Raw genomic sequence first — 14989 nt, 5'->3', positions numbered from 1 at the left:
TGCCGTTATGGGCAGAATAATAAGCTTGAGAATCATCTCAGGTTGGTGTTTAACGTTTGAGCAGATTATGAAAAATTTCTTGCGGAATGATGAATATGTGAGCGATTAATACCGCGAACGTTAAAACGCACAGCGTAAAATGCTAACTCTATCCATAAGCAACGCGAAAAAAGATCGAACTATATATAAAAAAATACAATGGATTATGTCACAAAACCGTGACGTGGCAGGGTGAAATAAGGTTATGGAACGGTAACAGAAGCAGATGGTTTTTCCCCTAACCTTCTTTCCAGGGAGTGAGGGGGGAGATGCGGTTCAATAGCACCACCCCGGCGGCGCTTTGCTTGCCAGGGCTACAAAACCACAGATGCAAAAAAACCTGCTCGTTGAGCAGGCTTTTCGAATTTGGTCGGTGATAGAGATTACTCGCCACTGCGTGGCTCGCCCTGCGGGCCGTTGCTGACGCAACGTTCTCTCGCTTCGCTCGGGTCGAACCTCCCTGCCCCCGGAGGTTCTCATCCTCATTGGCACAGATGCAAAAAAGCCTGCTCATTGAGCAGGCTTTTCGAATTTGGTCGGTGATAGAGGATTCGAACCTCCGACCCCTTCGTCCCGAACGAAGTGCGCTACCAGGCTGCGCCAATCACCGAATGCGGGGCGCATCTTACTGCCACACACCCCGACCGTCAATCCCTTAATGTAAAAAAGCCAACTGACTGGCGAGAAAGCCGCCAGCGCCTCAATTTACCTTGTTAGCAGGTACGTGGCACCAGTTGTTATTTTCATTAATCCCGCCGTTTGGCGAGGTATATCCCAGGCAGCCCATGATGGTGTCGTACAGTTCAACATGGCGGCGCGGCACCTTGATCTCCGCCTGCTGTTTGAGCTGTGCAAACATCTTCGCCTTGTCCGGGTTTTGCAGATACTTGTCCGACATCCATACCATCATCGGCACGCGGAACTGCTCCGGTGGCGCCATCTTACGCGGCGTACCGTGCAGATGTTCCTTCTCATTAATCGACTCACCGTGGTCCGCCGCATAGAAGATAATCGCTTTCTTATCACGCAGCTTGTCGATTACGTTGTCGATAAAATAGTCCACATAGGTGACGGAGTTATCGTACGAATTGATCAACTCTTCTTTGCTGCATTTATCGTCCACCCCCACACACTCCGGCGTCCACTGTGCGAAGCTACGGGGATAGCGCTGGGTATAATTGAAGTGCGAACCTTTGGTATGCAGGATAATCAGATGCTTGCCCTGCTTGTTATTCGTTAGCGATTGCTGCAACTCATCAATTAACAGCATATCGTCAACGCTCTTGCCCCGGTTACGCGGCTCCGCGCCAATCTGTTCACGATAGGCAATGTTGTCTGCCATCGTGTTGCTGTAAAACCACATCTCGCTTTGCATCGCATACAGGTCGGAAGAGAAGCCCATCTGTTTCAGCACGGAAAAGACGTTTTGCTCTTTTAACGTGCGCTGGGGATTATCCTCCACCCCACCTTCACGTACGAACATACACCGCAGCGACAGCTTGGTGGCGGTATCACACGAGTAGCCTCGGAAAGCGACCAGGTTCTTCTCCTGCGCCAGCTTTGGCGTGGTGTTACGCGAGTAACCGAGCAACCCCATGTGATCCCAGCGCGTCGTTTCGCCAATGATGAACACGACATAGGTGTCATTGATGTCGTCCGGCGCGACATAACTGAATTTCGCCGCCGGGTTGATCAAGGAACGATGATCCGACGACTCGTCTACCTGCGCCCAGGCGTACAGCCCAAGTGCTGAAAGCCAGTTGGAAGGGAGATAGGAGTTCGCCACCACGCCGCCATAGCTCGGCATGTCCACGCCCGATGTCCGTTCTTCTTCCTTCTGCTGCAAATCCAGAAGGCGAATGGGTCCCCATACCAGCAGCGCGGCCAGGACGACCAGGGTCACGCTCTGCACACGCTGGCCGCGCGTACGCAACTGGCGCAACAGGGTGTAGCGACAGCGGTTATTCCAGATAGACAACAGCGGCATAACACTGACAATCGCCACCCAGGCAATGAGCTGCCAGCCCACCACCTCTTTGGAGAGATCGATGTCTGTGGTCATCACCGAAGCGATAATGCCATAGCCAATAACCACATTCAGGAAGGTCATATAATAACTGGCTGCTGCTGAAAACAGCACCACCAGCGATGCCAGTACACGCCAGGCCCGGCGCCCGAACAATGAGAGCACACGTAATAAAAAGAAAGTCACCAGAACAGTGGCAACCAGTTCAACAACCGCAGAGAGTCCTTTCCAGACGGTGAACGCTTGCGCATAACCATCAAACCGACGGTAGAAAACTGCGCTATTCATAAACAAGCCAATATACAATGCCAGCAGAAAACTCAATTTCTGCTGAGTCATTGCTTTTAAATAACTCATGCAAGCAACCCTGGAAAAAGGGAAAACAAAGCCGCTCAGCGCTCGTAGCAGCACCGATCAGGCATTAAACGCAAGGGAAGTTAATTGAGGAACTTCTTAAGCGCGGATAAGTAGACCACAAGGGCGGGAAAAAGTGTCTGTCCGAATTGTGATCCGGTCATACATTTACAAAATTATATAACCGGAAACACACTATCTGACACCTGAATAGTATTCAGGCAGTGATCACGTTCAGCTTAACGTCAATATTGCCGCGGGTCGCGTTGGAATAAGGACACACTATGTGGGCTTTTTTCACCAATTCCTGTGCTATCTGATGATCCATTCCCGGCAGATGAATATCCAGTTGCGCTTCAATACCAAACCCGGTCGGCAAAGGGCCAATGCCCACGGTGCCTTCAATATAAGCCTCTTGCGGTAGGCGCTGTTTTTCTACCGACGCGACATGTTTTAACGCTCCGAGAAAACAGGCCGAATACCCGGCGGCGAACAGTTGTTCCGGGTTCGTCACCTCTCCACCGGCTCCCCCCATCTCTTTTGGCACGCCCAGTTTCACATCCAGAACGCCATCTGACGAGATGGCTCTGCCGTCACGGCCTCCGGTGGCTTTCGCCTTCGCCCGATACACCACTTTTTCTAACGACATATGCAACTCCTTCTGTTGAAAGACCTGCTATTAAGAATAGTCGTTGTCAGGGGAGCTTCAGAAAAGCCCGCACGTAAGGGTAATAAAAAACCGCCGACAGTTTATGGCGGCGGTTTTTTGTAAAGCCGGGGGGGGGAATCAGGCATGCGCTGGTTTATACACGCTGCGCTGCGGCTGACGGATGGTCGTGGAAAGTGCCAGGGAGACAATCAGGAGCGCGAAGATGACGCAGAAAGTGACATAGAAACCGCCAAACAGCGAAGCGATAATCGAACCACAAATACTGCCGATACCAAAACCTAAGTAAATCACACCGTAGTTTTTCGCGAGGTTGTTCAGACCAAAGAACTCGCTGACCAGCGACGGGAACACAGTAATAGTGCCGCCGAAATTGAAAGCTACGCAGGCTATCGCCGCGAAAAAAGAAACCGCATTCAGTGGCGCAAACAGCAGGGCTGCCATACCAACCAGTGAAATCACCTGGCCAATGGTAATAACGCGGATGCGGGCGATTTTATCGGACAGAATGCCCAGCACCAGGCGACCGGTGAGGTTCGCAATAGAAATCACGGTGACCGCATTGGCGGCCGTTGCCACATCAAGATGCACCATGCCCTGCGCAATATCTTTCGCTACGCCAATCACATACAGGCCACTCATGCAGGCGGTCAGGAACATTACGGCTAACATCCAGTATTGCGGTTTACGCATCGACTGCGCCAACGTGAAATCATTTTCCACCACACCATTGACCGCACCCACTGTTTGTTGCGGAGCGTCAGTCATCAGCATCGCACCGCAAACAATCATCACCAGCGCCATCGCCCCCCAGATCATGAAGGTCTGTTCCAGGCCAACGGTGGCCAGCAGGTGGCTGTCGATGAATTTAAAACCCAGGCTGCCCAGGCCATAAGCCCCGATGGCAAAGGCGGAAATCAGCCCTTTACGTTCCGGGAACCATTTCACACAGTTGGAAAGGGTGAGCAGGTAACCGGCACCATCCGCCAGCCCCACAAGCACACCCGCACTTAGCCACAGCATCGTCAGGTTGTTGGAGTGGGCGGTCAGGAAAAAGCCAATACCCAACAGCACGCCAGACGCTATGGTCACCCGTTTTACGCCAAAACGTTCCTGCAGTTTCCCGGCGATGGAGGAGGATAACGCCAGCCCCAGACTTAACAGACCAAATGAAAACGCAACCTGACTTACCGGCTCGCCCAACTTGTCTGCCAGCGCGCTATTAAACAGGCTCCAAGTATAAACAGATCCCAACGCAAATTGTGTGATGATGGTACCAGCCAGCGTCAGCCAGCGTGTGCGATTCAAGGATGATGTATTCATGGCAGTTGTCCTGCAGAGAAAATTAAGGGAATTCACTGCGGACAACAATAACGAAGCGCATTTCATGCCAGGGCTAAAAAGGCATGAAATGCAGTAAGCGGGGAATGAAATGCATATATGCAGGAATGAATGACATTTCGAAAAACAGACTCACCTCATTTCCTCAGGTGAGTTAGTACATACTATCGATACAGGGCGCGTGTTTATTGTTTCTTAATTGTGATCACTTTGTATTAAATGATCTTTAAAAACGGGCGCTGACGCCCATGCTATAGAGATAATTCGGCCCGGTGAGCGAGTTTTCCGACTGCGACATTGAGGCATAAGCGGCGAAATGTTGATTAAGCAGCATATCGGCACCGACAGACACATCCAGCCAGTTACCGTACTGGTTCGCGGCGGTCAGGCGACTCAGTCCGGATTGTGATTTCCAGACGTTCTCCCCGAACTGTTGGTTGTAACTAATTTGCGCCCATGGGCGAAAGTCACCAATATGGCTATCCACGCGCCATCCCAGGGAACTGACAGTCGCGTGCCAGAGCGGATCGCTGTATTGCGACGTAGTCGCGCTGTCGCCATATTCATTGTACATTGAGGTCGTAGAGCCATCGTAATGCCAGACGGCCACCGGCCCGGTCATCACATTGCCTGTGAGTGGAATATTCAGGCCAATACTCATGGTGCTGACGGCATCCATCGGCGTTTTATCTGGCAGATTAAAGGCAACACCAGGCCCACTCTGCGCCGAGCGAATGCGTTCTTCCAGGATATCGTTATAACGTGGCTGGTGATCGCTATCCCATGTATAGCGTTGCGGCATATTATTTTGCGAATCGATCGCGATATATTCTTGTTGCCAGGCAAATGCAGCATGGCTAAAAAGCAGACAAGCAGACAAGCAGGCACTACCGCTATCAAACGGCCACTGTTTTTTATTTTCATCAATGCGACTCCACAAAAGAGCCAAAACGGCGTATTTGTTATCGTTTTTGTTGGGCAAAAGGCGAGGGTAGATATCCCTTACCTAACTATTGTCTTTTTAGCAGTCGCGTCAAGCCTGCAACTTACATAATTTTGATCAACATCAGCAACGGAGAAGGATATGCAGCGTTGTGGTTGGGTGACTCAAGACCCCCTTTATCTTGCTTATCACGATAAAGAATGGGGCGTACCGCAAACAGACGGTAAAAAATTGTTTGAGATGATTTGCCTTGAAGGACAACAGGCAGGTTTATCATGGATTACGGTACTCAAAAAACGCGAAAATTACCGTAATGCCTTTCATCAGTTCGATCCTGAAAAAGTGGCCGCGATGGGGCCAGAGGATGTCGAACGCCTGATGCTGGATGCCGGAATTATTCGCCATCGCGGCAAAATTGAGGCGATTATCGGCAATGCCCGCGCCTTGCTTGCCATGGAACAAAACGGCGAGCCTTTCGCCCCGTTTGTCTGGTCGTTTGTTGAAAACGAGCCGCAGGTTACCCAGGCCGCCACACTCGGCGACATTCCCACCTCAACGCCCGCGTCCGACGCCCTGTCAAAGGCGCTAAAAAAACGCGGCTTCAAATTTGTCGGCACCACCATCTGCTACTCCTTTATGCAAGCTTGCGGTCTGGTTAATGACCATATTACGGACTGTTTTTGTCATCCCGGAGGTCGGCATGATCCGAGAGTGGCACAGTAAAGATTTGTCTCCTCTGTTGAGCCTGTGGCTTGAAAGCACCACCTATGCGCACCCGTTTATTGCGGCAACCTACTGGCAAGACAGCGAGATGCTGGTGCGGGAAGTTTATCTCCCGTCTGCCCGCACCTGGGTCTGGGAGGAAGAAGGCAAGCTGTACGGCTTTATAAGCGTAATGGACTCGCAGTATATCGGGGCTTTGTTTGTCTGCCCGAAGGCACTGCGCAAAGGGATCGGCACCGCACTGCTTGATCACGTCAAGCAGTGCTTTAATGCCTTAAGCCTGGAGGTGTACCAGAAAAACGAGCGGGCGGTGAATTTCTATCACGCGCAGGGCTTTCGCATAGAGGACAGCGCCTGGCAGGAAGAGACGCAGCACCCGACCTGGATTATGAACTGGCAGGCGGATCAAACGCCGTCAGCGTAAGTGCCGGACCGCTGTATTTTTCCATCCATACCAGTGCGGTATTCCCCGCACAGCCATTCCCCAGCTTTGAGCTGGGGAGATCTTTTGTCAGCACATTAACCGCGCCGTTTTTACAGATCCCCCCTTCGGCACGCTCAAGGTCCGGCCAGGCGCCCTGGTGAATACAGATCACTCCGGGCTTGATCCCCTCGCTGACTACGGCGCCTGCCAGCACCTGTCCGCGTTGGTTCCAGACACGCACCAGATCGCCATCAGCGATGCCGCGCGCTTTCGCGTCGCTCGGATGCAACGTCACCGGTTCGCGCCCCGCCACCGCATACTGCTCGCGAAGTGACGAATAGTTAAGCTGGCTATGCAGACGATGCGCCGGGTGAGCAGAAAGAAGCTGCAACTGCTCTGGTCGGGCATTACCGTGCCATTCATCTGGCTCAAGCCACATCGGATGCGGCGGGCAGTCGGCATAACCAAAACCAGCAATGCGCGCCGAGTAAATTTCGATTTTACCACTGTCGGTTTTGAGCGGATGCGCCTGCGGGTCACGGCGGAAATCAGCGAAGCGTACAAAGCGGGCATTCTCTTCGCTTTCTGGCATTTCAATCAGGGCATTCGCTTCCCAAAACTCGGCAAACGGCGGCAGGGTAACGCCCTGCGGGGCACCTCGCTGCGCTGCGATGTTGTAGAAGGTTTCCAGCCATTCGAGGTCGCTTTTACCTTCGGTAAAGCGCTCACGCCCGCCCGCTTCCCAACGCTCGCTAAGATCGGCGAACACCTCGAAATCGTCACGCGCTTCATCGCGCGGGGGCACCACACGCTTCATCGGCACCAGATGCTGGTTGCTGTAGTCGCCCGTCATGGTCATATCGTTACGTTCAAACGATGTGGTGGCAGGCAGGACAATATCCGCGTGTTTTGCCGCCGCCGTCCAGAAACACTCAGAAATGACGACCAGTTCCGGCTTCTGCCAGGCACGAATCAGTCGGTTCGTGTCCTGATGGTGGGTAAAGTTGGCGCCACCCGCCCACCAGATAAATTTAATATCCGGGAAGTGTCGGTCCATACCATTGTGCTGGTAGAAGGCTCCCGGTTTTTCCAGCGCTTCAATAATGCGCGCCACGGGGATTTTTTCGACCGCTTCAATGCCGTCTTTAACGCACCCCTGCATCGAGGCCAGGACCGCCGCCCGGCGCGTAGGGTTACCGCCGTTGGCAAAATGATACGACAGGCCAAAGCCGCCGCCGGGGATCCCAATCTGGCCCAGCATCGCCGCCAGGGTCACCAGCATCCAGTGTTTCTGCTCGCCAAACTGCTGGCGCTGCATTCCCCAACCGGACATCAACATCGTGGTGTTTTCGTGGAAAAGTTTTGCCAGTTCACGAATTTTCGCCGCAGGAATACCGCAAATATCCGCCGCCCACTCTGCCGTTTTCGCCACGCCGTCGCTTTTCCCGGTCAGGTAATCTGCAAAGACGCTATAGCCTTGCGTACAGCGCGCCAGGAATGCCTCATCCTGCCAGCCGTTTTCCACTAGCGTATGGGCGATACCGAGCATCATCGCCACATCGGTTCCCATGTGCGGTGCTAACCACTCCACGCTGTCGCCAAAGAAATCGACGGTCTCCGATCGCATCGGATCGATGCAGATCAGCCGTTTGCCGCTTTTGCGTAAGGCATCGAAATAGCCGATACCCTGCTCATCCGAGGCATTCCAGGCAATTTTCAGCGTATTCAGCGGGTTGGCACTCCACAGCACCACCACATCGCTATGCTCCAGGACCAGCGGCCAGCTGGTTTGCTGCTGATACACCTCGTTGCCGCCGACCACGTACGGCATGATCGCCTGCGCAGCACCGGTGGAGTAGTCCCCCAGATGGCCAGTATAGCCACCAGCAAGGCTCATATAACGCTGCAACAGTGTCGCCGCTTTGTGCAACACACCGTTCGAGCGCCAGCCATACGATCCGGCGAAAATGGATGCCGGGCCATGTTCTTCGCGAATGCGTTTGTGCTGCTGATGGATGAGGGCAAGCGCATCATCCCAGGAGACACGGACGAATTCATCCTCGCCGCGAACGCCCTGCGGGCTGTCCGGAGATGCCAGAAAGCCTTTACGAACCATAGGAAAGCGGACGCGGGTTTTACTGTGGACCTGGTCGCGCACCACCGTTTGCAGCGAGTTAGGGTGGTTCGTGGGAAGCGCCCCGCGTGATGACAGCACCGTTTCGCCGTCGGTTTCGACCAACATCGGCCCCCAGTGGGCTGCCGTAAGAACTGTTTTAAGTGCAGAGTTTGCCAAAGCGCGCTCCTGATGCATGCAGGTGGCGACAGCGTCGTTTCGCTGTCTTATGAAATAATGGATGTCGCGCTCTATCATCCACACGCGCGGCAAATTGGCAAAGAATTAAACGGCATGATGGCCACGCAGAAGGCGATAAGCGGGATGTTCCCCCTTGCCAGTGCGGATTTTCGCGCTATCGTGTGGTCTCACAACTACCGCGAGGGAAGCATTTATGGCGAAAACGACGCGCCCGACCATCAGCGATGTCGCGAAAGCGGCAAAAACGGGCAAAACCAGCATTTCACGCTATCTGAATGGTGAAAAACATCTCCTCTCGGATGCCTTGCTGGCGCGAATTGAACATGCCATTGCCGAACTCGATTATCGCCCCAGCCTGATGGCACGCAACCTCAAGCACGGGCGCACTCGCCTGATTGGTCTCATTATTGCCGATATCACGAACCCCTATTCCGTACATGTGCTGAGCGGGATCGAAGCGGCCTGCCGGGAAAAGGGCTTCACCCCGCTGGTCTGTAATACCAACAACGAAGTCGATCAGGAGCTGCACTACCTGGACCTGCTGCGTAGCTATCAGGTAGAAGGCATCGTGGTGAACGCGGTGGGGATGCGCGAAGAGGGGCTAAACCGCCTGCAGCAATCCTCCCTGCCCATGGTGTTGATTGACCGTAAGATCCCCGATTTCGCCTGTGACGTCGTGGGGTTAGATAACACCCAGGCTGCCACCACCGCAACTGAACACCTGATTGAACAAGGCTTTGAAGCCTTGATGTTCCTCAGCGAACCGCTGGGCACGGTGAATACGCGGCGGGAACGTCTGGATGCCTTTCGAACCACGCTCGCCCGCTACCCCGGCGTGGTGGCAGAAAACGCCGAAACGCCGCTACACGAAGCCAGCCAGATCGATAACGCCCTGCGCCAGTTCCACTCCCGCCACCGTGGCATGCGCAAAGCGGTGATCTCTGCCAATGGCGCATTGACGCTGCAAGTTGCCCGCTCGCTGAAACGCATTGGTCTGCACTGGGGTAGCGATATCGGCCTGCTCGGCTTTGATGAGCTGGAATGGGCTGAGCTGGCGGGGGTCGGTATCACTACCCTCAAACAACCGACCTGGCAAATTGGCTATGCCGCGGTAGAACAAGTGGTTGAGCGTATCGAAGGCAACAGCGATACCGTCCGCGAGCGGGTCTTTTCCGGGGAGCTCATCGTGCGCGGTTCAACTGCACGATAATTAACCTTCGTGATGACGATCATAAATTCGATGCACTGTGCTTTTCTTTGGAACCGGTTCCATCTAGCGTTACAGACAAGCAAATTGTCTTTAACTCCTGGGAAGCCGGAAGATGAAAAGAAAAATCATCGTTGTCACCGCCGCCTATGGCAGCGAACAAATTAAGGCGATGGGCGGCCAGCAGGCCGTCCTGCCGCTGATTGCCAACGCAGGTGCAGACGGCGTGGAGATACGCCGCGAACTGTTAAGCGATCAGGAATTGAACAGCCTCTCTACTCTGGCCGCCACCATTGAAGACCACCGTTTACTGGCCTGTTACTCCGCGCCATACGCGCTGTGCCTGCAAGACGGTTCTCTGAACCCGCACTTGCCTGCCCTGCTTGAAGAAGCGCGTACGCTCAAGGCACTGTGGCTCAAAGTCTCTCTCGGCCATTATCAGCGTAAAGACGTGCTGGAAACCCTACGCGGCTGGCTTGCAGAGAGCGGCATGGCGCTGGTGGTCGAAAACGATCAGACCGAATGCGGACAACTGGCGCCGATGCAGCGCTTTAAAGCTGCCTGCAATGTACTGGCGCTGCCGGTGACGCTCACCTTCGATACTGGCAACTGGGTATGGGTCGGCGAGTCGCCGGAAGCGGCAGCGCATCTTCTGGCCCCCGCAGTGAGCTATATTCATGTGAAGGCTGCCATTCCACACCATGAGAATTATCGCGCCGTCGCACCCGATAAAGCCGATGAACGCTGGCTTGCCCTGTTAAAGCAGCTACCGCCCGATGCCCCGCGTGGGATTGAATTTCCACTTGAAGGCGACGACCTGACCGCCGTCACCCGTCACTACGTCGAATTGTTACGTGAGGAGTAACGCCATGCATAACTCGCTTGATGTCATCACGATTGGCGAAGCCATGGCCATGTTTGTCGCCACCGAAACCGGCGATCTTGCCGATGCAGAACATTTTGTGAAGCGCGTTGCGGGCGCGGAGCTGAACGTGGCGACGGGTCTGGCGCGGCTGGGAATGAAAGTCTGCTGGATCAGCCGCGTAGGCGATGACAGTTTTGGACGTTTTGTTCTTAACTCGCTGAAAAAAGAGAATATTGACACCAGCGGCGTCACCGTTGATGGACGCTTCGCAACGGGCTATCAGCTAAAATCGAAAGCCGAAAATGGAACCGATCCCATTGTGGAGTATTTCCGTAAAGGATCGGCGGCAAGCCACCTTTCAACGGACGATTTTCACGCCGTAGCCTTCAACGAAGCGCGCCACCTGCATTTGAGTGGCGTGGCGGCAGCGCTCTCTTCGACATCCTATGAACTGCTGGAATATGCGGCAGCGGCAATGAAAGCTCAGGGCAAGACCATTTCTTTCGATCCGAATCTGCGCCCGGTGCTGTGGAAAAGCGAAGCAGAGATGGTAGAGAAACTTAACCGCCTCGCTTTCCAGGCTGACTGGGTGTTACCGGGGCTGAAAGAGGGCGTGATCCTGACCGGACAGCAATCTCCAGAAGGCATCGCTGATTTTTACCTGCAACGCGGCGTTAAAGCCGTAGTGATTAAAACTGGCCCGGATGGCGCCTGGTATAAAACCGCCAGCGGCGAGCAAGACGCGGTCGCTCCCGTGAAAGTGGATAACGTGGTTGACACCGTCGGTGCCGGAGATGGTTTCGCCGTCGGTGTGATTAGCGCTCTGCTGGAAGGCAAGACGCTGCAACAGGCCGTTCGGCGCGGCAACAAGATTGGCTCGCTTGCCATTCAGGTGCTGGGGGATAGCGAGGGGCTGCCCACACGTGAAGGACTGGGTGAATGATTCCCCTCACCCCTGCCCTCTCCCACAGGGAGAGGGAGAAAAATATCGCAGCGGACTTATCCCCTCTCCCTTGAGGGACGGGAGAAAAACATCGCAGCGGACTTATCCCCTCTCCCTTGAGGGAGAGGGTTAGGGTGAGGGGGTAAACCCATCACTAAAAGTAACAAAGCCACCCTGGACCCTACAAACAGGCGGCGCAAACCTCAACCATAGAGGCAACATTATGAAAAGCTCGACAAATGCAGCAAAACGCTGGCTTTACATCATGCCGATTGTTTTCATCACTTACAGTCTGGCCTACCTCGACCGGGCGAACTTTAGCTTCGCCTCCGCCGCCGGGATCAACGACGACTTAGGTATTACCAAAGGGGTCTCCTCTCTGCTTGGCGCGCTATTCTTTCTGGGCTACTTCTTCTTCCAGATCCCCGGAGCGATTTATGCGGAACGCCGCAGTGTTCGCAAACTGATTTTTGTCTGCCTGATTCTGTGGGGCGGCTGCGCGTCATTGACCGGGATGGTCACCAATATCCCGATGCTCGCCGCCATTCGCTTTATTCTCGGCGTGGTAGAAGCCGCGGTCATGCCAGCCATGCTGATTTATATCAGCAGTTGGTTTACCAAATCGGAACGTTCACGTGCCAACACCTTCCTTATCCTCGGTAACCCGGTCACCGTGTTGTGGATGTCTGTGGTCTCTGGTTACTTGATTCAGGCGCTCGGCTGGCGCGAGATGTTCATCATTGAAGGGGTTCCGGCCATCATCTGGGCTTTTGCCTGGTGGATGCTGGTCCGCGACAAACCCACTCAGGTTGGCTGGCTGTCAGAGGACGAAAAATCTGCCCTGCAAACACAGTTGGATCAGGAACAGCAAGGCATCAAAGCTGTGCGTAATTACGGCGAAGCTTTCCGCTCCCGTAACGTTATCCTGCTGTGTATGCAATATTTTGCCTGGAGTATTGGTGTTTACGGTTTCGTACTGTGGCTGCCGTCCATCATCCGTAACGGCGGAGCCAATCTCGGTATGGTCGAAGTGGGCTGGCTCTCCTCCGTTCCGTACCTGGCTGCGACCATAGCGATGATTCTGGCCTCCTGGGCATCGGATAAGCTGCAAAACCGTAAGCTGTTCGTCTGGCCACTGTTGCTGATTGGCGGCTTCGCGTTTATTGGCTCCTGGGCAGTTGGAGCAAACCATTTCTGGGCCTCTTACACCCTACTGGTGATCGCCGGTGCTGCCATGTACGCCCCCTACGGCCCGTTCTTTGCGATCATTCCCGAAATGCTGCCGCGTAACGTTGCGGGTGGCGCCATGGCGCTTATCAACAGCATGGGCGCGCTCGGCTCATTCTTCGGTTCCTGGTTCGTTGGCTACCTTAATGGCGCAACGGGCAGCCCGGCAGCCTCGTACATTTTTATGGGGGTGGCACTTTTTGCATCTGTATGGCTTACTTTAATTGTGAAGCCTGCTAACGATAAAACAATTCCAGCGGGCGCTCGTCACGCCTGAATCTTAACGAGGGAGAAGCCATGAAGCCGTCCATCATCCTGTATAAAGCATTGCCTGATGACCTGAAACGCCGTCTGGAAGAACATTTCACCGTCACGCAGGTGGCTAACCTGCGCCCGGAAACGGTGGAGCAACATGCCGACGCGTTCGCCAGTGCCGAAGGCCTGCTGGGTTCCAGTGAAAAGGTGGACGCCGCATTGCTGGCAAAGATGCCGAAACTGCGCGCCGCATCGACCATTTCAGTGGGTTACGACACCTTTGATGTGGACGCGCTGAATGCAAAAAATATTCTGCTGATGCACACCCCGACCGTGCTGACCGAAACTGTGGCCGATACCATCATGGCGCTGGTGCTGAGTTCCGCACGTCGGGTGGTGGAAGTGGCGGAGCGAGTGAAGAAAGGCGAATGGACCAGGGGTATTGGTCCGGACTGGTTTGGCGTTGACGTCCACCACAAAACGCTTGGCATCGTGGGAATGGGCCGCATCGGCCTGGCGCTGGCGCAACGTGCGCACTTTGGTTTCGGTATGCCGATTCTCTATAACGCACGCCGCCAGCATCAGGAAGCGGAAAGCCGTTTCCAGGCCCGCTACTGCGATCTGGATACGCTGCTTAAAGAGTCTGACTATGTGGTTCTCGTCCTGCCGTACACCCAGGAAACACACCATCTGATCAACGCAGAGAAATTCGCCATCATGAAATCATCGGCGATTTTCGTCAACGCGGGTCGCGGTTCGGTTGTCGATGAGAAAGCCCTCATTGAGGCGCTGAAAAAAGGCGAGATTCATGCGGCCGGTCTGGATGTGTTTGAGAAGGAACCTTTACCGGTAGACTCCCCTCTGCTGACCTTACCCAACGTAGTGGCACTGCCGCATATTGGTTCTGCCACTCACGAAACACGCTACGGTATGGCCGCCTGCGCGGTAGATAACCTCATTGATGCGCTGAATGGCAACGTCGAGAAAAACTGTGTTAATCCGCAGGTTTTAAAATAAGTTTTCTCCGGCAGAAATAAATATCCTCCGGCATAGCCGGAGGTTTTTCAGATGCGCCTGTAAGGCTCTGTTACCAGCCGCGCCCTAACAGGCGCATACGATCTGACATTTGCATCAAACTTCCTTACTTACGGCCCGTAAACGGGCTGCCCGGATAAGGGATCGACAACTGCTCACCCATTTTATCCTCTTCAAGCTGGTGCTTTATGTATTCCTGTATCTTCGCTGTGTTCTTCCCTACCGTATCCACGTAGTATCCCCGACACCAGAACTCCCTGTTCCTGTATTTGAATTTCAGATCTCCAAACTGCTCATAAAGCATCAGACTGCTTTTCCCTTTCAGATATCCCATAAAGCCGGATACGCTCATTTTGGGCGGGATTTCCACAAGCATATGGATATGATCTGCACAGCATTCAGCTTCCAGGATCCGTACGTTTTTCCACTCACACAGCTTTCTTAAAATGCTGCCTATCGCCAGACGTTTCTCTCCGTAGAACGCCTGTCTTCGGTATTTCGGCGCAAAAACTATGTGATATTTACAGTTCCATCGGGTGTGCGCTAAGCTCTTTTCGTCCCCCATCGGGACCCCCTTTTGATTTCTTGTTGAACTTTTGCAGTTGCCAGACCGCAAGCTGTTTTAA

The 14989-nt window shown here is 54.0% G+C and carries 14 protein-coding genes, 1 tRNA gene and 1 other RNA gene; 8 read left to right on the top strand and 8 right to left on the bottom strand.

The window, feature by feature from the left end; genetic code table 11:
• Nucleotides 1-406: 406 nt before the first annotated feature.
• The 6 genes from ACS0RQ_RS01005 to ACS0RQ_RS00980 form a co-directional block, all read right to left on the bottom strand.
• Nucleotides 407-540, bottom strand: a non-coding RNA gene (locus tag ACS0RQ_RS01005) — RtT sRNA.
• 32 nt (nt 541-572) lie between these two features.
• Nucleotides 573-649 (bottom strand) — tRNA-Pro (locus tag ACS0RQ_RS01000).
• A 90-nt stretch (nt 650-739) separates the two neighbouring features.
• Entirely contained in the window at nt 740-2422 is a 1683-nt protein-coding gene (eptB, locus tag ACS0RQ_RS00995; RefSeq protein ID WP_271849377.1) for a kdo(2)-lipid A phosphoethanolamine 7''-transferase, read from the bottom strand.
• A gap of 214 nt (nt 2423-2636) precedes the next feature.
• Entirely contained in the window at nt 2637-3068 is a 432-nt protein-coding gene (locus ACS0RQ_RS00990) for an organic hydroperoxide resistance protein (RefSeq protein WP_110296458.1), read from the bottom strand.
• Between the two features lie 138 nt (nt 3069-3206).
• Nucleotides 3207-4409: an L-lactate MFS transporter gene (locus tag ACS0RQ_RS00985; protein WP_271849378.1), complete on the bottom strand. Its 1203-nt coding sequence runs from the start codon at nt 4407-4409 to the stop codon at nt 3207-3209.
• A gap of 244 nt (nt 4410-4653) precedes the next feature.
• Nucleotides 4654-5367 carry an autotransporter domain-containing protein gene (locus ACS0RQ_RS00980; RefSeq protein ID WP_334634028.1) on the bottom strand — a complete coding sequence of 238 codons (714 nt, stop codon included), beginning with the start codon at nt 5365-5367 and terminating at the stop codon, nt 4654-4656.
• Nucleotides 5368-5511: 144 nt separating this feature from the next.
• Between ACS0RQ_RS00980 and tag the strand changes: the two genes are divergently transcribed.
• The gene (gene tag / locus ACS0RQ_RS00975; protein WP_039080192.1) at nt 5512-6093 is read left to right on the top strand and encodes a DNA-3-methyladenine glycosylase I; all 582 of its coding nucleotides are present in this window, start codon (nt 5512-5514) and stop codon (nt 6091-6093) included.
• Nucleotides 6071-6517 (top strand): N-acetyltransferase, encoded by a 447-nt coding sequence (locus ACS0RQ_RS00970; RefSeq protein WP_039080191.1) that lies wholly within the window; start codon nt 6071-6073, stop codon nt 6515-6517. Before tag ends, ACS0RQ_RS00970 begins: the two co-directional genes overlap by 23 nt.
• On the opposite strand, the gene ACS0RQ_RS00965 is transcribed toward ACS0RQ_RS00970, so the two are convergent.
• Nucleotides 6480-8828, bottom strand: coding sequence for a molybdopterin guanine dinucleotide-containing S/N-oxide reductase (locus ACS0RQ_RS00965; protein WP_337259750.1), 2349 nt, complete (start codon nt 8826-8828; stop codon nt 6480-6482). The genes ACS0RQ_RS00970 and ACS0RQ_RS00965 overlap by 38 nt on opposite strands.
• On the opposite strand from ACS0RQ_RS00965, the gene ACS0RQ_RS00960 reads away from it, so the two are divergent.
• The 6 genes from ACS0RQ_RS00960 (at nt 8823) to ghrB (ending at nt 14345) form a co-directional block, all read left to right on the top strand.
• Nucleotides 8823-9113 (top strand): hypothetical protein, encoded by a 291-nt coding sequence (locus tag ACS0RQ_RS00960; RefSeq protein ID WP_146158920.1) that lies wholly within the window; start codon nt 8823-8825, stop codon nt 9111-9113. The genes ACS0RQ_RS00965 and ACS0RQ_RS00960 overlap by 6 nt on opposite strands.
• The gene (locus ACS0RQ_RS00955) at nt 9025-10041 is read left to right on the top strand and encodes a LacI family DNA-binding transcriptional regulator (protein WP_334634020.1); all 1017 of its coding nucleotides are present in this window, start codon (nt 9025-9027) and stop codon (nt 10039-10041) included. Before ACS0RQ_RS00960 ends, ACS0RQ_RS00955 begins: the two co-directional genes overlap by 89 nt.
• A 112-nt stretch (nt 10042-10153) precedes the next feature.
• Nucleotides 10154-10903: a sugar phosphate isomerase/epimerase family protein gene (locus tag ACS0RQ_RS00950; protein WP_271849380.1), complete on the top strand. Its 750-nt coding sequence runs from the start codon at nt 10154-10156 to the stop codon at nt 10901-10903.
• Between the two features lie 4 nt (nt 10904-10907).
• Nucleotides 10908-11846 (top strand): sugar kinase, encoded by a 939-nt coding sequence (locus ACS0RQ_RS00945; protein ID WP_334634024.1) that lies wholly within the window; start codon nt 10908-10910, stop codon nt 11844-11846.
• A 223-nt stretch (nt 11847-12069) separates the two neighbouring features.
• The gene (locus ACS0RQ_RS00940; RefSeq protein WP_271849382.1) at nt 12070-13350 is read left to right on the top strand and encodes an MFS transporter; all 1281 of its coding nucleotides are present in this window, start codon (nt 12070-12072) and stop codon (nt 13348-13350) included.
• A gap of 20 nt (nt 13351-13370) precedes the next feature.
• Nucleotides 13371-14345 (top strand): glyoxylate/hydroxypyruvate reductase GhrB, encoded by a 975-nt coding sequence (gene ghrB, locus ACS0RQ_RS00935; RefSeq protein WP_071195041.1) that lies wholly within the window; start codon nt 13371-13373, stop codon nt 14343-14345.
• 124 nt (nt 14346-14469) lie between these two features.
• Here the strand turns inward: ghrB and tnpA are convergent, their stop codons facing one another.
• On the bottom strand, nt 14470-14928 hold the full coding sequence (gene tnpA / locus ACS0RQ_RS00930) for an IS200/IS605 family transposase (protein ID WP_038918153.1): 459 nt from the start codon (nt 14926-14928) through the stop codon (nt 14470-14472).
• Between the last annotated feature and the right edge of the window lie 61 nt (nt 14929-14989).

Source organism: Phytobacter diazotrophicus (genome assembly GCF_052061655.1).
In the GTDB taxonomy this organism is placed as follows: domain Bacteria; phylum Pseudomonadota; class Gammaproteobacteria; order Enterobacterales; family Enterobacteriaceae; genus Phytobacter; species Phytobacter diazotrophicus.
This window is presented reverse-complemented; position numbering and strand designations above follow the sequence as displayed.